The organism is Streptomyces sp. NPDC001410, from assembly GCF_042895235.1.
In the GTDB taxonomy this organism is placed as follows: Bacteria; Actinomycetota; Actinomycetes; order Streptomycetales; family Streptomycetaceae; genus Streptomyces.
In genome coordinates, this window is record NZ_JBIAWE010000001.1 from 196,826 (window position 1) to 221,028 (window position 24,203).

A 24,203-nucleotide genomic window follows, 5' to 3' on the forward strand; every position below is an offset into this window, starting at 1 on the left:
GCCATCCCCCCTGAGAAGCCACAAAGAGCCAGAGGAAAGAAAGTTTCCTGGCGCAGGGGCTCTTGTTTCGCACGAAACTTCTCCGTTACCTTCGCCTGCGAGGTGAAGCGCTTCGATACTGCCGAGGACGGGCCGCCGCCATGAGTGATGAGTCATCGCGCCGGTGGTACCGCTACGAACGGTCGGCAGAGGAACTGGGCGTGTCCCAACCGGTCCTGACGTCTCCTCAGAGAATCACTCGACTCTCCGTACCCAAGGAAGCCTCATGACGGCACGCAGTATCACCGACCGCCTGAGCGGCCTCGCCTTCGGCGGCGACTACAACCCCGAGCAGTGGGACGAGCCGGTCTGGAAGGAGGACGACGAACTGATGCGTCGGGCCAGGGTCAACCTGGCCACTATGGGCGTCTTCTCCTGGGCCCTGCTCGAACCGGAGGAGGGACGCTACGACTTCACCTGGCTGGACGCCCACATCGAACGCCTCCACGCGAACGGCGTGGCCGTCGACCTCGCCACCCCGACGGCCTCCCCGCCGCCCTGGTTCACCCTCGCCCACCCCGAGGCGCTGGCGGTCAGGGCCGACGGCACCCGTCTCGTCCACGGCAGCCGCGACACCTACTGCCTGGCCTCCCCCGCCTACCGCAGCGCGGCCCGCCGGATCGCCTCCGCCCTGGCCGAACGGTACGGCCACCACCCCGCCCTCGCGCTGTGGCACGTGCACAACGAGTACGGCACGCTCTGCTGGTGCGACCATGCGGCGGCCGCGTTCCGAGTGTGGCTGCGCGCCCGGCACGGCTCGCTGGACACCCTCAACGAGGCGTGGGGCACGGCCTTCTGGAGCCAGCGCTACACCTCCTGGGAGCAGATCCTGCCCCCGCGCGCGACGCAGTACCACAAGAACCCCGGCCAGACAGTGGACTTCCACCGCTTCTGGGGCGACGAGATCATCACCGCCTACTGCGAGCAGCGCGACGCGATCCGCGAGCACAGCGACCGTCCGGTGACGACGAACCTGATGCTGCCCTACGACCTGCGGCTGAACGTCTGGGCGTTCGCCCGCGAACTCGACGTCGTCACCTCCGACCAGTACCCGCACGCGAACGGCCTCGACGGCGCCGCACATGTGGCCTACTACGCCGACCGCTCCCGCTCCCTGGCCGGCGGCCGCCCGTGGCTACTGATGGAGCAGGGCACCAGCACGGTCTACGACGGCGATCAGGTGATCGGCAAGGAGCCGGGTGACGTACTGCGCCACAGCCTCGGCCACATCGCGCGCGGTTCGGAGGGTGCCCTGTTCTTCCAGTGGCGGCAGTCCCGGGCGGGCGCCGAGACCTGGCACTCGGCGATGCTCCCGCACGCGGGCCCCGAAAGCCGTATCTTCCGCGAGGTCACGCAGACCGGCGAGGCAGTCGCCCGGCTCGGCGAGCTGGCGGGATCGACGGTCACCGCGCAGGTGGCCGTGCTCGACGACCCGGACGCCATGTGGGCACTGGAGGCGGACGGCCTGCCCTCCTCCCGCCTCGACTACCACGCTCCGCTCGCCTGGGCGCACCGCGCGCTGTGGGACGCGGGCGCCACGGTCGACTTCGCCCACCCCGAGCACGAGTTGAGCCGCTACCAGCTCGTCATCGCCCCCTCCCTGTTCCTGCTGTCCGACAAAGGCGCGGAGAACCTGCGCCGTTACGTCGAGGGCGGGGGAACGCTCCTCGTCCAGCACGCCACCGGCTACGTCGACGACCGCGTGCACGCCCGGCTCGGCGGCTACCCGGCCGCACCGCTGCGCGAGGCCCTGGGCATCCGCGTCGAGGAGCACCGTCCGCTGCGGACGGACGAGCGGATCACCCTGTCCGACGGCTCGCACGGCACCGTCTGGAGCGAGTCTCTGCGCGCCGAGGGCGCCGAAACGCTCGCCGCCTACACCCACGGCATGCTCACGGACAGCCCGGCACTCACCCGCCACCGCTTCGGCACCGGACAGGGCTGGTATCTCTCCACTTGCCTGGACGACGCCGACTACGCCGCCCTGCTCGGACGGCTCCTGAAGGAAGCAGGCGTCGAGCCGGAGCTGCCGGACCTGCCGGCCGGTGTCGAAGCCGTCACCCGGCACGCAGCCGACGGCCGCCGCTGGCACGTCCTGATCAACCACACCGAGGACGCCGTGCCCCTGCCGGATCCCGCCCACGACCTGCTCACCGGCCGGGCGGCCCACGAACTGCCGCCCGGCGGTTGCGCGGTCCTGCGCGACCACTGACCTGGAAAAGGCCACCATGGAAACGGAACAGCGGAGCTTCCGCTGGGGTCACGAGGCCCTGCACGTCGAGTTCACCCTCGGCGACGACGGCAGCGCCCGCCTGACGCACCTCGGGCTGCCCGAAGAGGCGGGGAACGGCAGCCGTGGGTCCCTGCCTTTGGTGGAGGTGACGGCCACGGGTCACGGGCGCGACTGGTCGGGCAGCCGCCTGGTCCAGACGGCCCTCGGCGGGCGGTTGCGCCACCGGACCCACCGTGCGGCCCGCGACGGTGACTGGCACACCCTGACCGTCCAACTCCACGACCCGGACACCGGTCTGGTCGCAGAGGTGACCTACCGGTCGCCGGACGGCATCCCCGTGCTCCGCAGCGAGGTGACCCTGCGCAACGAAGGGCAGGACACGCTCCACCTGGAGTCGGTCAGCTCGTTCGCCATGGGGTGCCTCACCACGCCGGACCCGGCGGACATGGACGCCGCCGACCTGTTGTGGGCGGAGAACGACTGGCTCACCGAATGCCGCTGGCAGCGCCGGCCGTTGCGGCTGACCACACCGGGCCACGGTGGACGCGTGCGGCACGCGAACGGCCGTTCCGGCTTCGCCCTGACCGGACAGGGCACCTGGTCCAGCTGCGGACGCTTGCCCATGGGCGGCCTCACGGACCGGCGCACCGGCCGCACCTGGGTGTGGCAGATCGAGCACAACGGCGGGGGCTGGCGCTGGGAGTGCGCCGAGCGCGACAAGACGGCCTACCTGGCACTGTTCGGGCCCACCGACTCCCACCACGGCTGGCGGCAGCCGCTGGAACCCGGCGCCGTCTTTCGCACCGCACCCGTGGCCCTGTCCTTCAGTGCCGACGGCGGCTCCGACGCCGCGTTCGCCGCGCTGACCCGCTACCGACGGGCCCAGCGCCGCCCGCATCCCGACCACCAGGATCTGCCCGTCATCTTCAACGACTACATGAACTGCCTGATGGGAGACCCCACCACCGAAAAGCTGCTGCCACTGATCGACGCGGCGGCCGACGCCGGCGCCGAGTACTTCGTCATCGACGCGGGCTGGTACGACGACGGCGGTGACGGCTGGTGGACCACCGTCGGCGCGTGGGAACCGGCCTCCTCACGCTTCCCCGGGGAGAAGGGAATCCACGAGGTGCTGGAACGCATCCGGGAGCGCGGCATGGTGCCCGGTCTGTGGCTGGAGCCGGAGGTGATCGGCGTGCACAGCCCCATGGCCGACTCCCTACCCGACGAGGCGTTCTTCCGCCGCGACGGCGTCCGCGTCACGGAGTCCGGCCGGCACCACCTGGACCTGCGCCACCCGGCCGCCCGCGCCCACCTGGACCGGGTCGTGGACCGCCTGGTCGGCGAGTGGGGCGTCGGCTACCTCAAGCTCGACCACAACATCGACCCCGGTTCCGGCACCAGCGCCCACCCCGGCGAGAGTCCGGGCGCCGGACTGCTCGGCCACAACCGTGCCCACCTGGACTGGCTCGACGGCATCCTGGACCGCCATCCGCACCTGGTGGTGGAGAACTGCGCCTCGGGCGGCATGCGTTGGGACCACGCCTTGTTGTCGCGGCTGCAACTGCAGTCCACCAGCGACCAGCAGAACCTGCACCGCTACGCGCCCATCGCGGCCTCCGCACCCACCGCCGTCACCCCCGAGCAGGGTGCCGTGTGGGCCTATCCGCAGCCGGAGGACTCACTCGACGAGGTCGCCTTCACCATGGCGAGCGCCCTCCTCGGCCGCATCCACCTCTCCGGCCTCCTGCCGGAGCTGGGGCCCGAGGCCCGCGGCCTGGTCCACGAGGCGGTCGCCGTATACAAGGCTGTCCGCGCCGACCTGCCCCGAGCCGTGCCGTCCTGGCCACTCGGGCTGCCTGGCTGGGACGACCCCTGGATCGCCCTCGCCCTGCACACCCCCGCCACCACCTACCTCACCGTCTGGCGCCGCCCGGGCGGCGAGGCCACCACCACCCTCCGGCTGCCTGAACGGGCGGGCGGCGCGGCCTGTGTCGAGGTGCTGTACCCCGCCGCACGTCAGGCCGTTGCCGTCTGGAACCCGGACACCGCCGACCTCACCGTGACCCTGCCCACCGCGCCGTCCGCGGCACTGCTCCGCATCACCCGCACGGAACCGGACGCTCCCTGAGCGCCGACCCTGCCACCCACCCGACGAAAGGACGACCGAGGGTGCCCGCTCAGAACCCGCCCGCCCACGCCACCAACCCCGTGCTCCCCGGGTTCCACCCCGACCCGAGCATCTGCCGGGTCGGCGACGACTACTACCTCGCCTGCTCCAGCTTCGAGTACTTCCCCGGCGTACCCCTCTTCCACAGCCGTGACCTGGTGCACTGGCGGCAGATCGGCAACGTCTTGGACCGGCCGGAGCAGTTGCGTCTGCCGGCCTCCATGGCGTCCTCGGGCGGCATCTACGCCCCCACACTTCGCCATCACGACGGACGCTTCTGGCTGATCGTCACCAACTGCAGCGAGGGCGGCGGCAACCTGATCGTCACGGCGACCGAACCCGCCGGACCGTGGTCGGATCCCATCTGGGCACCGGGCGTGCCCGGTATCGATCCCGACCTGGCCTGGGACGAGGACGGCACGTGCTGGTGCACGGTCGCCGGGGTGTCGCAGGTCCGTCTCGACCCGTCCACCGGGCAGACGCACGGCACACCGCACAGGCTCTGGTCCGGCGGCCCCGGCGCGAAGGCTCCGGAGGCGCCGCACCTGTACCGGATCGGCGACTACTGGTACCTGCTCATCGCCGAGGGCGGCACCGAGCGCGGCCACGGCGTGTCGATCGCCCGCAGCCGTACGCCCAGCGGCCCGTTCGAGCCGTGCCCGGCCAACCCGATCCTCACCCACCGCGGCACCGACCACCCCGTGCAGAACACCGGCCACGCGGACCTGGTCCAGGGCCCCGACGGCTCGTGGTGGATGGTCCTGCTCGGGGTACGGCCGCGCGGCGGCACGCCCGGCTGGCACGTGCTCGGCCGGGAGACTTTCCTCGCGCCCGTGACCTGGGAGGACGACTGGCCGGTCGTCGGCGAGGTCGCCTTGGACCTGTCGGCGCTCCCCTGGCCGCTCACCCCCGGCCCCGTCGAGGAACGGCGCGACGACTTCGAGCTCAGTGAACTCGGGCCGACCTGGATCTCCGTGCGGGACCGCCCCGCCGAGCTCTGCACCACCAAGGAGCGCCCCGGTTGGCTGACGCTCCACGCGCGCGGCGGCTCCCTGGACGAGCCCGACGTGGTGTTCACGGGCCGACGTCAGCAGCACTTCTCCTGCCGGGCGCGCACCCTGGTCGACGCGGGCGAGGGGCGCGGCGGCCTCGCCGTACGGCTGGACGAGCGGCACCACTGCACGATCGAGGCGTGCGGCACGGAGGTGCGGGTGATCGCGCGCGTCGGCTCCCTGCGCACAGTCGTAGCCGCCCAGTCCGTGCCCGCCGGGCCAGTGACCCTTGCCGTAACCGTCACTGATCCGCCGTCACCGCACGGGCCCTGCACCGGGCCCGACGTCGTCTCTCTGGGGATCGAAGCCCCGGACGGAACGTTCACCGAGCTCGCGACCCTCGACGGCCGCTACCTGTCGACCGAAGTCGCCGGCGGCTTCACCGGCCGGGTCATCGGCATGTACGCCACGGCAGGCGCCGTCCACTTCGACTGGTTCGACTACGAGCCCCTCGACGTCTGAACCCCAACCCTACGACCGACCGAAAGGCACGACCGAACGCACCATCGAACGAAAGGAAAGAACGTGAAGGACATACGGCAACCCGCCCGCCGCCGCGGCCCCGGACGCCTGGCCGGCCTGCTGCTGGCACTGCTCGTCATCCTGGGACTGTCCGGCAGCACCGCGCTCGCCGCGCCGGGCGGCACCGCACCGCAGAGATCCTCCACGGTCAGAGTTCCGGCCCGCGCCATGGACGCCGTCGCCGCGATGCAGCCCAGCTGGAACCTGGGCAACACCCTGGACGCGATTCCGGACGAGACGTCCTGGGGCAACCCCAAGGCCACCAGGGAGCTGTTCGAAACCGTCCGGGCGCAGGGCTTCCGCAGCGTCCGCATCCCGGTGACCTGGAGCGCACACCAGTCGACCACCGCGCCCTACACCGTCGACGCCGCGTACATGAGCCGGGTCAAGCAAGTGGTGGACTGGGCGCTCGCCGAGAACCTCTATGTCGTGCTCAACGTCCACCACGACTCATGGCAGTGGATCGAGAAGATCTCCACCGACCACGACAACGTGCGCGCCCGCTACGACGCCCTGTGGACCCAGATCTCCACGGCGTTCCGGGACGAGCCGCGCAGCCTGCTCTTCGAAAGCGTCAACGAACCGGGCTTCACGGACGCCACGGCTGCGCAGAAGACCGAGTTCATGAACGAGCTGAACGCCTCGTTCCACAAGATCGTCCGTGCTTCGGGCGGTGGGAACAAGAGCCGCCTGCTCGTCCTGACCACCCAAGGCGGCACCCCCTCCCAGGACCTCATGGACGACCTGTACACCACGATCAGCGGGCTGCACGACAGCAACCTGGTCGCCACCGTGCACTACTACAGCTGGTACCCGTTCAGCGTGAACATCGCCGGCGGCACCCGGTACGACGACGCCGCCCGCAACGACGCGGACGACGCCTTCGCCCGCATGCACAACACCTTCGTCGCCAGGGGCATCCCCGTCTACCTCGGTGAGTACGGCCTGCTCGCGTACCCCGACGACAACCACCCCTCCCGCATCGAGCGGGGCGAGGCGCTGAAGTACTACGAGCACGTCGGACACCTGGGCCGCGTCACCGGTGTCACCACCGCCCTGTGGGACCCCGGCTTCGCCTACCTGAACCGCGCGACCCTGAAGTGGCGCGACCCCGCCCTCTTCGCCTGGATCAAGTCGAGTTGGACCACCCGCTCGGGAACCGCCTCCTTCGACAAGGTCTTCGTGGCGAAGTCGAGCCGGATCACGGCCCAGTCGCTCACCCTGAACCTGAACGGCACCAAGTTCCGGGGCCTGTGGCACGGCGACACCAAGCTGGCCGAGGGCCGGGACTACACCGTCTTCGAGAATCGGCTCACCCTCACAGCACCGGCCCTGACCCGGCTGACCGGCGATCGCGACTATGGGGTCAACGCGACGCTCCAGGCCCGGTTCTCCACGGGGCTGCCCTGGCAGATCGACGTGCTCACCTACGACACCCCGGTGCTGTCGGACGCCACGGGCACCGCCGAGAAGTTCACCATTCCCACGAAGTACCAGGGAGACGACCTGGCGACCATGGAGGCCACATACGCCGACGGCACCAACGCCGGCCCGACCAGCTGGACTCCGTACCAGGAGTTCAACAAGGCCTTCTCGCCGGACTACCCGAACGGCACGATCATCCTGACCACCGAGACCCTCAAGTCCCTGCGTGACGGCGAACCGGCGACGCTGACCTTCCACTTCCACAGCGGCGCCAAGCTGAAGTACAAGGTCACGAAGTCCGGAGACTCAGTCACCGGTACGGCTGTCAAGGAATCCTGACCGACAGGCCCCTCGCCCTGGTTGCCCACCTCCCGGGCAGCCGGGGCAGCGGAGTCCCTGGGCGCCGCCTCACTCCTCCACGCTGAGATCGTGCGGGATGCGCAGGCCCAGCTCGCGCGCGGCCTGGTAGCCACCGAGCGCCTGCATGTCGTTGGCGGTGAACACGGCGGTGGGGCGATCGGGATGGGACAGCAGTTCCCGCCCGGCGGCGTACCCATGCTCACGCGTGAGCTGGGTCTTCACGACCAGGCCGGGCTACACCGGCAGTCCGGCTTGCGCGAGAGCGGACGAGTAGCCGGACAGCCGGGCGAAAGGCAGCTCGTCGATCGGGTCGAAGACGACGAACGGGATGCCCTTCGCTGTCAGTCGTTCCCGCTCGGAATCCGAGGGTGCGCGATCGACAGGACGCATTGAAAGAGCGTTTTGTCCCGGCGAGGTTGTTTGGTTCGAGGTTCAGGTGTCGCGCCAGTTCGGGGTGGATTCGCTGGTGAGTCGTCGGCTTATGAGGTCGATCATCGCGACGTGGATTATGGCTTCGGATCGGTGGGGGTGGGTCTCGTAGTCGCGTGCGAGACGGCGGTGGTGCATGAGCCAGCCGAAGGTGCGCTCGACAACCCAACGTCGGGGGATCACCTTGAACCCTTTGGCGCCGGGGTCGCGTTGGACGACTTCGATGTCGATGCCGAGGCGGGCGCCGTGGTCGATGGCTTTGGTGCGATAGCCGGTGTCGGCCCACGCCTTGGTCACGCGAGGGCTCGTGGTGGCGATCCGGGAAAGCAGGTGGATGCCGCCGGCGTTGTCGGAGACGCTCGCCGCGGTCACCCACACGGCCAGCAGCAGGCCGAGGGTGTCGACGCCGATGTGGCGCTTGCGACCTGCGATTTTCTTCCCTGCATCAATACCTTGGCCGGCCGCGGGCACGTTGGTGGAGGTCTTGATGCTCTGGGCGTCCAGCACGCAGGCGCTCGGTTCGGCGCTGCGGCCTTCGGCTTCGCGGACCAGTCGCCGCAGCAGGCCGTTGAGCTGGTCGAAGACGCCCTCCTTCTGCCAGGCGGCGAAGTAGCCGTAGACCGTCTCCCACGGTGGGAAGTCGTGCGGGAGGTAGCGCCAGGGAATCCCGGTGCGGTCGACGTAGAGGATGGCGTCCATGATGCGGCGCAGGTCGTGCTCGGGTGGGCGGCCGATGTCCAGGCCCTTGCCTCTGCGCTCGGCCCGCCAGGCGGTGAGTGTGGGACCGATCAACTCCCAGCGGGCATCGGACAGGTCGCTGGGATACGGGCGCTGTCGCGTCATGTTTCGGTAGTACCGTCGGGCACGACGCGCCCCCAGGGCGCAAACAGCGTCAACCGGGGGCGCGTTGGGATCAGACAGGAGCGACTCGACTCAAACGGGCAGAGGGATGGAGTCTCCTGTCGCACAGCCCACATTGACCACTCTCGCCTCAGCAGTCGCAGACCCACTCGTCCCCCGAAGGGCCACCAAACAACCCCGCGGGGACAAAACGCTCTTTGAGGGCGCCGACCGACTGCTTGCTACTGCCGGCATTCTCGCAGCCGGCAGAAGAAAGCCCACTCAGTGCATGGGGCACAGCTTCCGACAGCAGGCTTACCAGGGACATGCCTGCCTGTGGGGATCACCCCTGGCCAGAGGGCACCTGCGGCCTGAGCCGCGCTGGCGTCGCAGCCGCCTTCGCGGAGTACAACGCGCTGCGGGCCGAGGTCGACCGCGCCTACGGAAGGACGCGGACCGACCTCGACCCTGATGCCTGGTCAGCCGCCGTTGATGGTCAGGTTGTTGGTGTTGAAGTCGAGGCCGCCGGACGACGAGGTGATCTCGTAGCCGAACTGCACGTCACCGATGGTCTCATTGCCGGGCATCCAGCCCTTGGTGTAGGCGATCCACTGGAGGATCGGCTTGATGTCCACGTTGCCGGAGCTGGAGTCGGACGTCCGCAGGAACGAGAACACCTGGTTCGACCCGTTGGTGCCCTTGTAGACGTTCCAGTTGTGGCCGCCGAGGGTGACGTTGCCCTCATAGCCGCCGATCGGGCCGACAGCCCCGTTGTAGTTGACCCAGAGCATGATCTCGTACTGGTGGTCGGTGTCCCAGATGTCGTACGACGTGTTGTACGCGCCGGACGACGGGACACTGACGTTGTAGTCGCTGGTGAGCCAGCCGAGGGAGTCGATCGTCTTGTTGATCGCCTTCGTCGAGTTGGGGTAGGACTTGATGCCGCCGGTGTTGGGATGGTCGGCCCAGACGCCCCATCCGGTCCCGGAGTTGGCCCAGATGCACTGGCCGCCCGCACCGGAGCCCCAGATGTTGTTGTAGAGCGTGTAGCCGTTCAGATGGGTGCTGGCCCACTGGTCGCAGGAGTTCCAGATTGCTGCCGAAGCCGGGGCGGAGGCCAGTCCGACGGTGGCACCGAGAGCCATCGCCGGCGCGAGCATCGCCATGGTGATCTTGCGTATTCTGCTTTTGACCATGGTGTCCCTTCCATGGGTGGGGGGACATGTGGGGGGGGTGCTACCACGCCCCCGTGCTGAGGACGCGGTCCTCTCCGGCAACAACTGCACCTTCAACGGATCCAACTTCAAACCCGGCGAGCAGGTCACCCTCACCCGCGACGGGCAGTCTTTCGCGCTGTCGACCCAGACATCCGACAGCCAGGGGCGCATCTCCATTCAGGCCGGCCTCGCCATCATCCCCGGCACCTACACGTTCACCGCCCGGGGCACCAGCTCTGGCATCACCGCCACGGCCACCGTCGAAGTCACCCGCAATCCCGACTTCTGACCGGGCCACAAAAGGAGCGTGCACCCACCCAGGTCATCGGGGTGAGGGCACGCTCCTTTTGTGGCAACGTCCATCCAACGGAGCGATGCCGCCCACCTGACGTCCCGGCACACCGCCTGGACGTTTCGCCTGTCCCGGAAAAGGGCGCAAGTCCCGTTGCTTTGTGGGGACGGCCCAGGTGCAGGCAGGGACGGCCGTAACTCGCCCACCTGTACGCCGCATGCTGCCGATGGGCGGAGGGTCAGGCTGCGATCACGATGCGGTGGGCCCTTGCGGCCTGCGTCTTGGAAACGTTCACCGCCAGCACCCTGTCCTCCAGCCGCGTGGACATCCTCGACCTTCACCGCGGCGCCGGCGGCTCCCGTCGATTCCTCACCGAAGGCCACGAACTCGGCCGCGCGCCCAGCGCGCCTACCTCCAACGGTCGCCGAATCGGCACTGCGGCCTGATGGCCGAACGGGGGCAGCATCATGTCCGGGCGCTGACCTTGGCTTTGGTCTTGCCGACGCGTCCTGTCGGAGAGGCCAGTGGCGGGGTGGGCATGCCCGCGTTTTCACGGAGGCCGGCCAGCCACTCCTGCAGGGCCTCCTGGACGGTGTACCGGGGCGTCCACTCCAGTTCGCGCTGTGCCCGCGACGTGTCCATGATCGGGAAGTGCAGGACGGCGTCGAACAGGGATGGGGGCGTTCGCAGCAGATGCGTCCGCCAGGCGGCGGAGACCGCAGCCCGGACCGGCCAGCCCGGCACCGGGATGGTCCGTGCGTCGAACAACTCGGCCAGCATGGGCGCGTCCACGACGGGTTCGGCGGCCAGGTTGAAGGCTCCGTGCACCGTGCGCACGATGGCCTGCCGGAAGGCCTCGGCCGCGTCGTCGGTGTGCAGGGCCTGGTACCGCATGCCCGCGATGTTCGGGATCGCAGGCATGCGCTCCGGGCGGGTCAGGCGCTTGGGCACCAGCGGGCCGCGGAACAAGCGGTGCTGCTCGCAGGCGGCTTCCCGCTTGAACATGAAGCCGGGCCGCATCCGCACCACCCGGACCTCGGGGTGCTGGAGTTCGAAGGTGTCCAGGACGCGTTCGACGTAGGCCTTCTCCTGGCACAGCGTCGACTCCGGCCAGCCGTCGGTGGGCCAGAGCTCGTCCACGGCACGGTCCTTGGGCCCGGGTGAGTAGGCCCCGACGAAGGATGCGTAGATCAGCGCGGGGACGCCGGCCGCGGCCGCGGCGTCGAAGACCCGGGTGCTGCCCTGCACGTTCGTGCGCCAGGTCGTCGCCGGGTGATGCGTGGGCTGGAACAGCCACGCCAGGTGGACGACGACGTCGGCGCCGGCGAAGTGACCGGCCAGGTCGGTGTTGTCGTCCGAGATGTCCACGCTCGCCCACCGCGTCTTCGCTGGAGTCCACTGCGGGAGGCGGCGGGCCAAGCCCAGGATCGAGTCGATCTGAGGGTCCGCGCCGAGTGTCTGGACGATGCTGGTGCCGACGTTTCCGGTGGCCCCGACGACCACCACCCGCATGCCAGGAGCTGCCATGGATCTCGCCTGCCCTTCCGGTGCTGAGGCGGATAGCTTGTTTGAGTCCCCCTCCACGACCGTAAGACGACATCGGCGGCGCCGCACGCGACTACGCGGTGCCCGCAAGCGGCCGTCTGCGTCATGTGCACGCCGGGGGCCGCGAGCTGGCACGTCGCCGCTGTGTGCCTGAACGCCACCCCGTGCAGACACTGGTCTACGACGCTGCGGGCGCAACCAGTCAGCCCCTCGTAACGGCCTGGCTTCGGATACTGGAGACGTCCCGGTGATCGCCTGGGCCGGGAGACGCCTGGTTCACGCGTGGTGGGGCCGAGCGGGCTGACTCGGCCCCACCCCGGATGCGGGAGGATCCTCACGACCGGCGCTTGATCCTCAGGGCCAGCAAACCCGTGCCTGCGGCGAAGACGATGGCGAGGCCGCCGATCACTACGTTGCTGACGATCACTGCCGCGGGGTGCGAACTCCTGGTGCCGGACACGACGAAGGGGGCGATGACGGTCCACACGCCGATTCCGGCCGCCGCCCAGCACATCGCGTGCGTGCGCTCGTAGGCGGAGCCGAAGCCGGCGCCCATGAAGAACGCGTACGCCAGACCGGCGATCAGGTTGGTGACGGCGAGTGTCGGCAGGGTCGTGTGGAAGCCGACGATCCATGCCGATGCCGCCGGATACAGGCCGGTCAGCAGGGCCAGTCCCTCCATGATCTGCGCTGTCACCGTCGTCGTCGCCCGCTCGGAGCTGACACGCAGCGCAACGATGTCCGGGTGTTGTTCAATACCCGGGAATGTGCGTTCGGCCACGTCAGACACCTACCGTGTCATTCACGAACCCACTGCGCTCCTGTCGCATCGGGTAAAGGGCCTAGCTTTTGCCTACATCGTGTACCGCGCCCTGACCCTTGTCGTGAGCCGAACGGCCCCGCACGGGATGCCGAGCGCCCCGGCTCCACGGGACACGCGGTGGCGGCATGCGCTATGTCGCTCTGTCGTCGACGGTGTAGTCGATCATTGGCCTGACGGTGACGACGCCGTCCACGCCCTTGGCGAGCCGTTCCGCGATCTGGGCGGTGCTGCGGTTCTCGACCTCGCCGCGCAGGGTGACGACACCATCGTGAACCTGGACCTGCACCTCCGTTCCGCCCAGCCGCAGCATCCCTTCCAGTACGTCGTCCCGGATCTCCTCTCGAATCTCCTCGTCCGGGCGGAGAAAAACACGTAGCAGGTCCGAGCGGCTGACGATGCCGATGATGCGGTCGGTCTCGTCCACGACCAGCAGCCGTCTGACCCGGTGACGGTCCATTGTCCGGGCCGCCTGGGCGACCGGCCAGTCGGCGTGAGCGGTGACCACGGGGGTGGTCATCAGTCCGGCAGCGTTCTCCGCGCGCGCCTTGGCCCTCTCGTTCGGCCATGCGGGGGCTGCTTCCTGCTCGCCGTACTTGTCGGGTTGCTCGGCCTGCTTGCGGAGCAGGTCGGCTTCGGAGACCAGTCCCATGGGCGCACCACGTGTGTCGGCCACGGGCACGGCGCTGATGCCATGGGTGGTCAGGACGGAGGTGATCTCTTTGAACGGGGTGTCAGGGCTGACGGTGACGACATCGCGTGTCATCACTTCGCTGACGGTGCTGTGCTGGGCGGACATCGTGGCAGCTCCTTCCTGCGTGCGCGCATCGCGCGGACGCCGACTCGCGCCTGCCTTCCACTGTGCTCCTTGCGTCTCCGGTATCCTCCTTCGCCTTGTGTTTGTGTGCGCAGGCTCCTACGGGCAGCGGTGGACGGCACTGAAGCAATACCCGTCTCAGCCGTCCAGCAGCGGCGCCTGCCTTGCACCGTGAAAGGTCTCGGGGATTTTCCGAGCGGCGTCGACCACGGCGGCCAGGTCTGCCAGTTCCTGGGTCAGCCGCCAGAACAGGTCGTCGAAAGAGACCATCCCGATGAGTCGCCCCTCGGCCACCACGGGAAGGTGACGCACCTGAGCCGCACGCATTTTCATGACGGCGACCGCAACAGCTGTGTCGGCCTCTACGGTCGCAGGGGCCGGAGACGTGATCGTTTCCACTCGGGTGTGCGGTGGCAGCCTGCGGGCCATCGCCCGTACCACGAGATCTCGATGGGTCAGGATGCCGATCACCGCGTCGCCTTCCACCACAGGCAAGGCGCCGACGCCGGCATCGGCCATGTGCCGCGCCGCGTCCTCAAGGGACTCCGTCGGAAGCACAGTGGCCGGCGGCGCGTTCATCACGTGCTGGATCAGCAACCTTGATCCCTGCCCTCAACAGCGTCGGTTGGCGACACCGGTCCATCCCGCGCCCGGCCCGGTCGCTGCGGCGGCCACCTGAAAACGGGCCGTGACGCGGTGATGGCCAGGAGGTTGTGCACGTTGCCCGAATTCAGGTGGCCGCGCAGACGGCCTCGACGAAGTGGCCCACCTGTTCTTCCGGCAGGCGGCGTGCGAGGTCCGCCTCGCTGATCATGCCGACGAGGCGGTGGTTCTCGATGACCGGCAGCCGCCGGATCTTGTGCTGCTCCATGACTTGGAGGACACGGTCGCTGTCGGTGTCCGCGTCGATCGTGATCGGCTTGCCCTGTTCGAGCTGGCCTGCGGTCATGGTCCGGGGGTCCTTCCCCTTGGCGAGGCACTTCAGCACGATGTCTCGGTCGGTGATGATCCCGTGGAGGCGGTCGTCCTCCCCGCAGATCGGCAGGGCGCCGACGTCCAGTTCCTTCATCTTGCGCGCTGCGTCCTCCAGCGTCTGGCTTTCCTGGATGCAGGTGGCGCCGGTGTGCATGATGTCCCGCGCAGTGGTCATGGCTTCTACCTTTCCGATGCGGGCTTAATGCCCCGTATGGGTTCTCGAATTGCCCTACGCACGCCGGCAATCGGCGGCCGGGCCGCCGCAGTCACGGAACCGGTAACGGGCAGTGCCCGTGGTGCCGGGGCCGCGTAGCACGGAGGGGGCTATGGCCGTGGTGTACTCCCGGTGTCATCGACGGCGTAGTTGAGGTGGTTGGTGACGTCGATGACGCCGTCGACGCTTTCGCACAGACGTACCGCGATGGGGATGAGGCTGCTGTGCGGCACGATGCCGCTGAGCGTCACCCGTCCGTCGGTGACCTGGACCGTGACCGAGGCTGGGTCCAGACCGAGGGTCCGGGTCAGGACCTCGGCCGTGATCTCCTCGCAGATCGTGAGGTCTCGCCGCAGGAAGACGCGCAGCAGGTCGGCGCGGCTGATGATGCCTACCAGCCGGTCGGCGTCGTCCACGACGGGCAGCCGTTTGACGTGGTGACGGTCCATGGTGCGGGCCGCCTCCACCACCGACCAGTCCGGCCGTGCTGTGACGGCCGGGCTGGTCATCAGCCCCTCGGCGGTCAGCGCATGCGCTTTGGCGCGTTCCGCAGGCGGCAGGTGAGCGCCTGCCAGATGTCCCCCCGGATCCGGCTGACGCTGCTGCTTGCGCAGCAGGTCCGCCTCCGACACCACGCCGATCGGGTGCTCCTGGTCGTCGACGACCGGGACCGCCGTGATGTCGTGCTCCGCGAGCCGCAGGGCGACGTCCTTGAAGCCCGTGTCGCGCCGCACGCGCACCACGGCCGTCGTCATGAGCTCTCCGACTCTCCGGTGCAGCATGTCCCCACTTCCCTCCTCAAGCGCCGATGGAGCCGGTTCTCCTCACACCGTCCGCCCGTGAGAAGCCGACGTAGCGTCCACTCGTCCTGAGCACCCGGGCAGACGCACCGAGGCGCGGTTGAGCCACGCGGCAAAGGGATGCGCGCCGTCTCGCGCCACTGGTCAGGCAGTCGGCTGGAGGAGCAAAGCGCGGATGTCGTGCGGGAGTTGTTCCAGCGCCGCCTCCAGGTGCCCGGGCGAGACGTGCTCGCGTACGACGGCGGTGACCGCGGCGGCGATCCGCGGGACGTCCTCGGCGGTGACCTTGGCTTCCTGGACGAAGCGGTCTACGTAACCCTCGCGGTCGTACTTGACCGGTACAACACTGGGGTCCCAGCCGTCGTAGTAGGCGCCCCGCAGCAGATCGGGGAGCTGCGCGGCGAAGTGGGCGGCCACGTCGACGGTGAGCCTGTCACGGAACGCGTGCAGCCAGGTGCGCAGGATGCGGTGGGCGTAGTGGCGGTCCTCCGTGTCCAGGGCTTCCGACACGGCCTTGAGCCAGATGTTCGCGCTGTGGATGGCGTGCTCGAAGTCGGGTGGGTGTGTGGGAGGCATGGAGATTCCCTTCCAGCCTGTCCGCGGAATTCGCCTGCTTCGCCGGATGCCAAGAGGCGTCATCCGCAGACGCGAATGTTGACTTGTCGGGAAGCGGCGGGGTCGCAGCACTGGCCCGGTGGCGTCCGCGCGGGCATCAATGGCGCCGCGGCGGCTTCTCTTTTTCCCCGCCCAGGGCTCCATGCTAGGGCGGGCGGGGCCGGTTGGCAGCCTCACCACCGCACGGCACCACGCGACCGTGCGTTCAGGACCACTAGACAGGACGCACGCGCTGGGTTCTCCCGGCAGTGGAAGCAAGGGAGAGCCGTGTGAGCCGGTATGCGCGGGTCGTGGTCGAGCTCAGCGGCGCGGCGTTCGAAGGGACGGCCGGAGCAGGCACCGATCCGGTCTGTCTGGGGCAGATGGCGGACGAGGTCGCTTCGGTACACGACCTGGGTGTGCAGATCGCCGTGGTCGTTGGCGGGGGCAACTACTTCCGGGGAACGCTGGCCGGGAGCTGGGGTATTGGGAGGGCCGAGGCGGACGAGATCGGCATGCTCGGGACGGTGATGAACGCCCTGATGCTGCGGGGCGCCCTGTACCGCGCGCGGTGAGCCCGATGTGCGAGTGATGACGGCAGTAGCCATGCAGAGCGTCGCCGAGCCGTTCATCCGGCTGCGCGCGGACCGGCATCTGGGGCGCGGCCGGATCGTGCTGCTGGCCGGTGGCACCGGGCAGCCCTGTGCGGCCGCCGACTACGCCGCGGTGCAGCGGCCCGTGGAGCTGTCCGCCGATGCGCTGCTGGTCGCCAAACGCGGCGTCGACGGCGTCTACGACAGTGATCCGAAAACGCATCCGGACGCGAAACGGTACGCCCACCACACCTACCAGCAGGCGGTCGATCGAAGGGTGAACGTGATGGACACCTCCGCTTTCCTGCTGGCCGAGGAGCAGAACCTGGTCATGCACGTCTTCGACGCTCTCAGAACGAGCGTCCGGGCCCGTCGCTGCATGGACCGCTTCGGCGTGTCCCGCTCATGGCAAGGAGGTTGATCAGCCAGGGACGGGCACGCCGGCCGTGCGTGCAGGCCCAATGAGCGCAAGTGTGGATAGTGGCATATTCGGCGCAAGGAGGCTGCCATGAAGCGACCGGCACCACAGCAGGCTCCCGAGATCCAGGTGGAGACCCAGGGGCAGATGCCGCCAGGAGTCATCGAGTACGCACAGGAGAAGGTACGGGCGCTCACCGGCCGGACGCGGGAACCGGTCCTGTTCGCCCGCGTCAAACTGACCCACATGGCCAACCCTGCCATGGAGCGGCCGGCGATCGCCCAGGCCAATCTGGACGTCAATGGGCGCCCGGCTCGCGCGCACGTGGCCGCCACGACCGTGACCGAGGCCGTCGACCTGCTGCAGGACCGGCTCGCTGCACGGCTGGAGCGCCTGGAACAGCACTGGGAAGCCCGGCGCGGCAAGACACCCGTGCCGGGCCCGCACGAGTGGCGGCACGGCAGCGAGCCCACCCACCGCCCCGACCGCTTCCCGCGCCCGGCCGAGGAGCGACAGGTCGTGCGGCACAAGTCCTACTCGCTGGCCTGGGAGTCGCCCGACGAGGCGGCCTTCGAACTGGAGACGATGGACTACGACTTCCACCTCTTCACCGACATCGGCACAGGAGAGGACAGCGTGCTGTACCGGTCGGGCCCGACGGGCTACCGCCTCGCCCAGGTGCACCCGCACCCCGAACTGGTCGGCCCTGCGGCGGTGCCGCTGACCTTGAGCGAGCTTCCCGCTCCCCGGATGAAGGTGGCCGAGGCGAAGGAGCGGCTGGATCTCACGGGGTTCCCATTCGTGTTCTTCGCCGACGCCACCACCGGGCGGGGAAACGTCCTCTACCACCGCTACGACGGCCACTACGGCCTGATCTCGCCCGTCGAGTAGCGGCCCGTCACCTGAGGGCCGCGCCCAGGCGGGAAGCCCGGCCACCGGGCCGACGACGTGCACCCTGCGTTCAGAATCGCGCCACCCCGTGAGGTGCCGGGGCCATGTGGTCGGTGAACCAGTCACGGGCGAGGCGGGTGACCTGCTCCCGGGTTCCTGGCTCCTCGAAGAGGTGGGTCGCGCCGGGGACGATCGCGAGCTGGTTCTCACATCGCAGCCGGGCCTGCGCCTCACGATTGAGGTCGAGCACGAGTCGGTCGTGGCCGCCGACGATGAGCAGGGTGGGGGCGGTCACGGCCGACAGCCGTGGCCCTGCGAGATCGGGCCTGCCGCCGCGGGAGACGACCGCAGCGATCCGCGCGTCGGGCTCGGCGGCTGCCCAGAGCGCGGCGGCAGCGCCGGTGCTCGCGCCGAAGTATCCGATGGCCAGCCCCTGCGCCTCGGGCTGCCCGCGCAGCCAGCCGGTGGCGTCCGTGAGCCGCCGGGCGAGGAGACCCGTGTCGAAGACATTGGCCCGGTCGATCTCCTCTACCTCGGTGAGCAGGTCGAACAGCAGGGTGCCCAGCCCCGCGCGGTTCAGGCCGGCCGCGACGAACCGGTTGCGCGGGCTGTGCCGACTGCTGCCGCTGCCGTGCGCGAACACCACGATCCCGAGCGCGCCCTCGGGCACCGTCAGCTGTCCCCGCAGGACCAGCGGACCCGCGCGCACATCCGCCTCCCGGTCCTCGGGCGCGGCCTGCCCCGGCGGAGCCCGGCGGGCGCTCACCGGGCGGGCGAGCGCCTCCTCCAGGCAGGCGACGACCTCGTCGTCGTCGGTCTGGGAGAAGTCGGCGTAGAACTGCCCGATCGCGTAGAAGTTCCACGGCGTGTGCGGGCACACCAGTTCGTCGGCGTCCGCACCCAGGCGCGCGGTCCAGTCGTGCGGGGCCACGGGGACCGCCAGCACGACCCGTGCGGCCCCGCGAGCGCGGGCGATCTGACAGGCCGCGCGTGCCGTCGAACCGGTGGCGACCCCGTCGTCGACAACCAGTACCGTGCGGCCCGCCAGGGCCGCCGGTTCCCGTCTGCCCCGATAGCGCCGTGCACGGCTTTCCAGTACCTCCCGCTCGCGTGCCTCGACCTCGGCCAGCTCGTGCGGGGTGACACGCGCGGCGCGCACCACCTCGTCGTTGATCACGCGGACGCCGCCTTCGCCGATGGCCCCCATGCCCAGCTCCGGCTGGAACGGCACGCCCAGTTTGCGTACCAGGCAGACGTCCAGCGGCGCGCCCAGCGCCTTCGCGACCACTGCGGCGACCGGGACCCCTCCGCGGGGCAGTCCCAGCACCACGATGTCGGCACCCTTGAAATGCTTCAGCAGGGAAGCCAGCTGTCGGCCGGCATCCCGACGATCCAGGAACAACACGACCCGGCCTCCTCGCCCCGGGGACCACGGCGGACAACGCGATGTGCACGTGCCCCGTACTTCCATCCTCACCCCAGCGGAGAACGAATGCGCACCGCAGTGGGAGGCGCTCCTGGACCTGGGGGGTGCCCTCCCGCGTGCGGACGGTGTAGGGGATCACGGCGTCACCGCTGCGGAACGCGGTCGCGGCGTCACGGTGAACCACCTGATCGCCAGAGGACCGCTCCCCGGAGTCCAGACCCCGATGTCCTTGCTTCCAAGCAATGGTGACAGACCGTCATTGAATCAACGGGGCTGCCGACTGGACCTTTGCGGCCGACTCGCCCAGGTGGACGGCGGGGTGAACCGGTGGCCGCCGAGTTCGACGAACTCTGGCAGCGCATGAAACGGCTGCTGGAACTGCCACCGCTCCCGCCGCACTCACCCGGTTGCTGGCAGCGGACATGCGGGACACCGACGACACCCATGTCGTCGAGGTGTCAGCGACGGTGTCGAGCTGGGAACGGACCAGCTCGGCGGCGTCGGTGCCTCCGCCCTTGGCGAGCTCGATCAGAGGTGTCGTTGCTCTTGCTCAAGGTTTCTGCCCGGGATGTCGCCTGGGAAACGATCTGATGCGAGACCCGGGCCTTGCAGTAGGTGGCCTCGGTCTCGCTGTCGCCGACCATCAGTCCGAGGAATTCGCAGCCGCCGTCCTCGGTGATGCCGGTGGCGATGACCATGGGCCGGCCGAACGGGCGACGGCTCAGGTGGGTGGGTCCAAGGTTCAGCGCCCGGTGAGGAGCACCGGCGCGCCGAGTTGCTGGGCTGCGGCGTACCAGGCCTGGGTCAGCGCGTTGTGTGTCACGGCGAGAGCCTGGGCTTGGCTCTGTTCGCTCTCCAGGCGCAGCGGTCCACCGAGGTGTACGTGAAGCCGTGGGCGGCGCAGGGGGGCGGTGAGCAGCCTGGCCACCTCTTCGAGGGGGCTGCCGGATGCCAGTGCGCGGGCTCCGGCCTGGCCCACGGGCACGATCTGGGCGCCGGTGGCGTGCGCGAGATGGAAGAGGCCGGGATGGAAGGGTCGGGGTGGAGCCTCGCGGACGCCCTTGCGATGCGGGAGGCCGCCTTCCGGGTAGAGCAGGACCGACCGGCCCACGCTCAGTGCGGCTTGGGCTTCTTGCAGTGCTTGAGCGGCTCGCGGGTCATGCCGGTGAACCGGGATGTGCCCCTCGCGCGTGAGGACACAGCCGAGCAGGGGGACGTGCCATAGCCCCGCGGCTGCCAGCACGATGGGCTCGGTGCCGAGGCGGTGCAGGGCGGCGAGGACGACCGCAGGGTCGCTGAGGGAGGTGTGGTTGGCGATGATGATGCTGCCCGCAATCGGTCCGAAACCGGCATCTGTGGTGACGCCCAGGCGGCCGAAGACCGGCACTGCGGCGTCTGCGAGGCGACTGAGCACCACAGCACCCCCAGGGTGGCGACAGCCGATAGCTGCCGTTGTCGTTGCCGCGGCGGCACTCCTTGATCACCTTACGCCTGCGCGCGCCGCTCCGGTCGGCTGTCCCGGCCGATTGCCGCCCACCCCAGGGACTCCATTCGGTGTCAGCCGTCCGCGCGGCCGTACTCACCGTGTGTTCCTCTGGCCCCGTGTGGGCCGCTGAGGGAGGAACGAGAGGGGGCGAAACGGGTGAGCAGGAAGGACTGCAGCGGCCTTCACCGGGGTGCGGCGGGAACGCTGGGGCAGTGGCGGAAGGAACCGGGAGGTGGGTGGTGAGCGACGATGCGTCATCCGGCCGACGGGTCGTGGTCGGGGTCGACGGGTCGGAGCCGTCGAAGGCGGCTCTGCGGTGGGCGGTCGGTCAGGCCAGGCTGACCGGCGGCGTGGTCGAGGCGGTCCTCGCCAGGGCGACCCTCGAGGCCGTCGACGTCGACCGGCCGGTGCGTGTCACGCCGTGTGTCATGGAAGGAAACCCCGCGCGTGTTCTGCTGGACGCCGCCCAGGGGGCGGACCTTCTGGTCCCGGGAGCCGGGGGCACGGCGGGTTCCTCGGCCCGGTGAGAGTGGGGTCGGCCCGGCCGGCCATCAGCTGACGGGCACGGGTGGTGGGGTGGGATGAACGCCGAAGCCGGTGGGGCCGCGGTGGTGGAGCTTGATCCGGAGGAGCGCCTGGACCTGCTGCTGCGGGATCTGCGCAGCACCCGGAGGGGCCTGTCCTCGCGCGAGGCGGCTCGGCGGCTGGTGCGCTACGGGCCGAACGAGCTGCGGCGACGCGGCGGCAGACGCTGGCCGGGCGAGTTGGTCCGGCAGGCGGTCCATCCACTGGCGCTCCTGTTGTGGGCGGCCGCGCTGCTGGCGTGGTGGGCGGGGATCGCGGCGGTGGCGGTGGCCATCGTGGTGGTGATCGTGGTGAATGCGGCGTTCGCCTTCGTCCAGGAGATGCAGGCCGAACGGGCCGTGGAGACGCTGGCCGCCTACCTGCCGGCGCATGCGACCGTGGTGCGGGACGGGCACGTTCACCAGGTCGAGGCGGTCACCCTGGTGCCCGGCGACGTGCTGGCGATCGAGGAGGGGGACCGGATCTCGGCAGACGCACGGCTGATCGAGGGCGGAATCGAGGTCGATCTGTCACCGCTGACCGGTGAGGCGATGCCCGCCTACCGTGCGGCCGACCGGGGTTCCCGGTGACCGGTCCGGACGTGACTGCCGGACGCACTCACGGGTATCGACCTTCAGGACGGCATCGGATGCGAGACCGGTCGGCCGCTGTGAAGAGCGCGATCGACGTCTTCGCTGGTCGGCTTCTGCCGAGTGAACACATCTTGCCCGACCACAGTGGACTCCCACGCCTCTGCCGTGGCGGAGCGGGTCAGCAGCCAGGTAGTGAAGATGCGGTCTGGGTTGGCAAAGAATTGGCCGCTCCAACTCGTCACGGAGCCCACGTTGCCGTGCTCGTTGCGCCAGGCGACCGTCCAGCCGACAGCGATGCCGTTTCCCGGGCTCGTCGGCCCGTCATGCCGTCCAGTGAGGAGGTACGTCCCCGGCGTGTGTCCTACGGCGGTGACGTACCTTCCGGTGACGTTACCCTCCGGGTCCGACTCGACGTTCATTTGCGAACCGAACTCGTTGTACCACTCTCCGTCAATGGGCATGATCTTCTCCCTGTCCGCTCGCGCCTGTGACATCTCGACCGGCACCTGTCATTTCATACAGTGATTTGTGGCGGCTAACGCGGTGACGCCAGCCTGTTGAAGCCGTCGGCGCAGCCGCTCCGGGAGGGCGCGGCGGCGGTATGCGGCCAGCGGGCAGCGGGCAGCGATGCTCAGGCCCGTGGGCGAATGACTGCCAGGGGGCACTGGGAGAACTGCAGGAGGTGGTGGCTGACGGAGCCGAGGGCCAGACCGTGGAAGCCGCCGAGTCCACGAGAGCCGACGACCAGGAGGTCGGCCCGGTCCGAGGCGCGGGCCAGCGCGATGACCGGTGGCTCGTCGGGCAGATGTTCCACCACCTCGACATCGGGATACTCCTCGCGCAGCGGAGTCAGCCACTCCTCCAACGCCTGCCGCTGCTCCTTGGCCATAGCGTCCTGGGCCGCGCTGACATAGGCGTGGGGCCCTGGATGGCTCCAGGCATGCACGGCCTGCAACTGGGCACCGCGCAGCGACGCCTGCTCGAAGGCATACGCCAGAGCGGTCCGGGAGTGCGCCGACCCGTCGGCGCCGACGACGATGCGGCCGTGGCCGGTGGTGGCGTGGTTGACGATGACCACCGGGCTGGCCGCGTGACCGACCACCTGCAAGGCGACCGAACCGAGCAACAGACTCCCGAAGCCGCCCATGCCTTTTGCCCCGAGTACCACCGTGTGGGCGTGCTCGGCTTCGGCCAGCACTACCGCTGCCGGGGTGCCCGAGGGGAGAGCGGATGTGACCTCCAGGTCCGGATGGGCTTCCTGCACGATGGCGGTGGCCTCGTCCACGACGCCTTGGTCCCAGTTGCGCGCCTCCTGGGAGCGCCCCTCTTCGGTGGTCGCGTAGGAGTGGAACTGGGGCAGGGCGTGGATGATGCGCAAGGGGCACTGGCGCAGAGTCGCCTCATGGGCGGCCCACACCAGAGCTCGCAGACTTCGCCCGGAGCCGTCGACTCCGACCACGATCGGACCAGTCATTACCTCTCCCGGGTAGACGGACGTCGGTGTTCGCCGCCGCTGGATCTGCGGTTGAGTGACCATGGCCATCGGACTTGCCGCGCAAGCGACTCAGCCATCGGTCGGTCAGGGGGCCGCACCGGTCTGCATGACCTCTCGGGCGGTCGTCATGGGCGTCTCCTTCGGTGTCCGCGCGGAAAGAGCCCGTGGAGTCTGGCCCGCCCCGGCATCCCTTCAAGACCAGTGTGGATACAGCACCTCCCGCGCGCATGCCGTGGAACGGCACCCACGGCGTGTCAGGGCCTGCGCCGCATGGCCGCTCGGGCGAGTCCGACAGGGCCGTCGGCCAGCGTCTGTGGCCAGGGCGCGGAAACCGGCGCGCCCTTCACGCAGCGCCTCCGCCCTCCGGCCAGGTCCTCGCACAACATCGGCCGC

The 24,203-nt window shown here is 69.5% G+C and carries 23 protein-coding genes and 1 pseudogene; 10 read left to right on the forward strand and 14 right to left on the reverse strand.

What is annotated here, in order from left to right; translation table 11 throughout:
- Window positions 1-265 precede the first annotated feature (265 nt).
- The 4 genes from ACFY3C_RS00885 (at window position 266) to ACFY3C_RS00900 (ending at window position 7,780) form a co-directional block, all read left to right on the forward strand.
- Window positions 266-2,251, forward strand: a complete 1,986-nt coding sequence (locus tag ACFY3C_RS00885) for a beta-galactosidase (protein ID WP_390769184.1) — start codon at window positions 266-268, stop codon at window positions 2,249-2,251.
- 16 nt (window positions 2,252-2,267) lie between these two features.
- Window positions 2,268-4,403: an alpha-galactosidase gene (locus ACFY3C_RS00890; protein ID WP_390769185.1), complete on the forward strand. Its 2,136-nt coding sequence runs from the start codon at window positions 2,268-2,270 to the stop codon at window positions 4,401-4,403.
- Window positions 4,404-4,444: 41 nt separating this feature from the next.
- Window positions 4,445-5,956: a glycoside hydrolase family 43 protein gene (locus tag ACFY3C_RS00895; RefSeq protein ID WP_390769186.1), complete on the forward strand. Its 1,512-nt coding sequence runs from the start codon at window positions 4,445-4,447 to the stop codon at window positions 5,954-5,956.
- 63 nt (window positions 5,957-6,019) lie between these two features.
- Window positions 6,020-7,780 carry a cellulase family glycosylhydrolase gene (locus ACFY3C_RS00900; protein WP_390769187.1) on the forward strand — a complete coding sequence of 587 codons (1,761 nt, stop codon included), beginning with the start codon at window positions 6,020-6,022 and terminating at the stop codon, window positions 7,778-7,780.
- Window positions 7,781-7,858: 78 nt separating this feature from the next.
- Here the strand turns inward: ACFY3C_RS00900 and ACFY3C_RS00905 are convergent.
- The 3 genes and pseudogenes from ACFY3C_RS00905 to ACFY3C_RS00915 form a co-directional block, all read right to left on the reverse strand.
- Window positions 7,859-8,190, reverse strand: a pseudogene (locus ACFY3C_RS00905) (substrate-binding domain-containing protein); the annotation flags it as partial.
- Window positions 8,191-8,233: 43 nt separating this feature from the next.
- Window positions 8,234-9,073 (reverse strand): IS5 family transposase, encoded by an 840-nt coding sequence (locus tag ACFY3C_RS00910; RefSeq protein ID WP_390769188.1) that lies wholly within the window; start codon window positions 9,071-9,073, stop codon window positions 8,234-8,236.
- A 476-nt stretch (window positions 9,074-9,549) separates the two neighbouring features.
- On the reverse strand, window positions 9,550-10,266 hold the full coding sequence (locus tag ACFY3C_RS00915) for a hypothetical protein (protein ID WP_390769189.1): 717 nt from the start codon (window positions 10,264-10,266) through the stop codon (window positions 9,550-9,552).
- A gap of 37 nt (window positions 10,267-10,303) precedes the next feature.
- Between ACFY3C_RS00915 and ACFY3C_RS00920 the strand changes: the two genes are divergently transcribed.
- Window positions 10,304-10,576, forward strand: a complete 273-nt coding sequence (locus tag ACFY3C_RS00920) for a hypothetical protein (protein WP_390769190.1) — start codon at window positions 10,304-10,306, stop codon at window positions 10,574-10,576.
- A gap of 468 nt (window positions 10,577-11,044) precedes the next feature.
- On the opposite strand, the gene ACFY3C_RS00925 is transcribed toward ACFY3C_RS00920, so the two are convergent.
- From ACFY3C_RS00925 to ACFY3C_RS00955, 7 genes are all read right to left on the reverse strand, one after another.
- Window positions 11,045-12,106 (reverse strand): NAD-dependent epimerase/dehydratase family protein, encoded by a 1,062-nt coding sequence (locus tag ACFY3C_RS00925; protein ID WP_390769191.1) that lies wholly within the window; start codon window positions 12,104-12,106, stop codon window positions 11,045-11,047.
- Window positions 12,107-12,458: 352 nt separating this feature from the next.
- Complete coding sequence (locus tag ACFY3C_RS00930) at window positions 12,459-12,905, reverse strand: SPW repeat protein (RefSeq protein ID WP_390769192.1); 447 nt, start codon at window positions 12,903-12,905, stop codon at window positions 12,459-12,461.
- 172 nt (window positions 12,906-13,077) lie between these two features.
- On the reverse strand, window positions 13,078-13,743 hold the full coding sequence (locus tag ACFY3C_RS00935; protein ID WP_390769193.1) for a CBS domain-containing protein: 666 nt from the start codon (window positions 13,741-13,743) through the stop codon (window positions 13,078-13,080).
- A 156-nt stretch (window positions 13,744-13,899) separates the two neighbouring features.
- A complete protein-coding gene (locus ACFY3C_RS00940; protein WP_390769194.1) occupies window positions 13,900-14,358 on the reverse strand; it encodes a CBS domain-containing protein in 459 nt (152 codons plus the stop codon).
- A gap of 133 nt (window positions 14,359-14,491) precedes the next feature.
- Window positions 14,492-14,911, reverse strand: a complete 420-nt coding sequence (locus ACFY3C_RS00945) for a CBS domain-containing protein (protein WP_386577910.1) — start codon at window positions 14,909-14,911, stop codon at window positions 14,492-14,494.
- 149 nt (window positions 14,912-15,060) lie between these two features.
- On the reverse strand, window positions 15,061-15,732 hold the full coding sequence (locus tag ACFY3C_RS00950) for a CBS domain-containing protein (protein ID WP_390769195.1): 672 nt from the start codon (window positions 15,730-15,732) through the stop codon (window positions 15,061-15,063).
- 162 nt (window positions 15,733-15,894) lie between these two features.
- Entirely contained in the window at window positions 15,895-16,326 is a 432-nt protein-coding gene (locus ACFY3C_RS00955; protein WP_386577908.1) for a DUF2267 domain-containing protein, read from the reverse strand.
- Between the two features lie 308 nt (window positions 16,327-16,634).
- On the opposite strand from ACFY3C_RS00955, the gene ACFY3C_RS00960 reads away from it, so the two are divergent.
- The 3 genes from ACFY3C_RS00960 (at window position 16,635) to ACFY3C_RS00970 (ending at window position 18,246) form a co-directional block, all read left to right on the forward strand.
- A complete protein-coding gene (locus ACFY3C_RS00960) occupies window positions 16,635-16,919 on the forward strand; it encodes a hypothetical protein (protein WP_390769196.1) in 285 nt (94 codons plus the stop codon).
- A 16-nt stretch (window positions 16,920-16,935) separates the two neighbouring features.
- The gene (locus ACFY3C_RS00965; RefSeq protein WP_390769197.1) at window positions 16,936-17,358 is read left to right on the forward strand and encodes a hypothetical protein; all 423 of its coding nucleotides are present in this window, start codon (window positions 16,936-16,938) and stop codon (window positions 17,356-17,358) included.
- Between the two features lie 87 nt (window positions 17,359-17,445).
- Window positions 17,446-18,246, forward strand: coding sequence for a sigma 54 modulation/S30EA ribosomal C-terminal domain-containing protein (locus tag ACFY3C_RS00970; RefSeq protein WP_390769198.1), 801 nt, complete (start codon window positions 17,446-17,448; stop codon window positions 18,244-18,246).
- Window positions 18,247-18,316: 70 nt separating this feature from the next.
- Here ACFY3C_RS00970 and ACFY3C_RS00975 read toward each other — a convergent pair whose 3' ends face one another.
- Both ACFY3C_RS00975 and ACFY3C_RS00980 read right to left on the reverse strand, forming a co-directional pair.
- Entirely contained in the window at window positions 18,317-19,651 is a 1,335-nt protein-coding gene (locus tag ACFY3C_RS00975; RefSeq protein ID WP_390769199.1) for a phosphoribosyltransferase family protein, read from the reverse strand.
- 763 nt (window positions 19,652-20,414) lie between these two features.
- Window positions 20,415-21,086, reverse strand: coding sequence for a lysophospholipid acyltransferase family protein (locus ACFY3C_RS00980; RefSeq protein WP_390769200.1), 672 nt, complete (start codon window positions 21,084-21,086; stop codon window positions 20,415-20,417).
- Between the two features lie 311 nt (window positions 21,087-21,397).
- Between ACFY3C_RS00980 and ACFY3C_RS00985 the strand changes: the two genes are divergently transcribed.
- Together ACFY3C_RS00985 and ACFY3C_RS00990 are read left to right on the forward strand one after the other, a co-directional pair.
- Entirely contained in the window at window positions 21,398-21,685 is a 288-nt protein-coding gene (locus ACFY3C_RS00985) for a universal stress protein (RefSeq protein ID WP_390769201.1), read from the forward strand.
- 54 nt (window positions 21,686-21,739) lie between these two features.
- Complete coding sequence (locus ACFY3C_RS00990) at window positions 21,740-22,312, forward strand: cation-transporting P-type ATPase (RefSeq protein WP_390769202.1); 573 nt, start codon at window positions 21,740-21,742, stop codon at window positions 22,310-22,312.
- A gap of 44 nt (window positions 22,313-22,356) precedes the next feature.
- Here the strand turns inward: ACFY3C_RS00990 and ACFY3C_RS00995 are convergent, their stop codons facing one another.
- Entirely contained in the window at window positions 22,357-22,821 is a 465-nt protein-coding gene (locus ACFY3C_RS00995; RefSeq protein ID WP_390769203.1) for an avidin/streptavidin family protein, read from the reverse strand.
- Between the two features lie 125 nt (window positions 22,822-22,946).
- Window positions 22,947-23,789: a universal stress protein gene (locus tag ACFY3C_RS01000; RefSeq protein WP_390769204.1), complete on the reverse strand. Its 843-nt coding sequence runs from the start codon at window positions 23,787-23,789 to the stop codon at window positions 22,947-22,949.
- Between the last annotated feature and the right edge of the window lie 414 nt (window positions 23,790-24,203).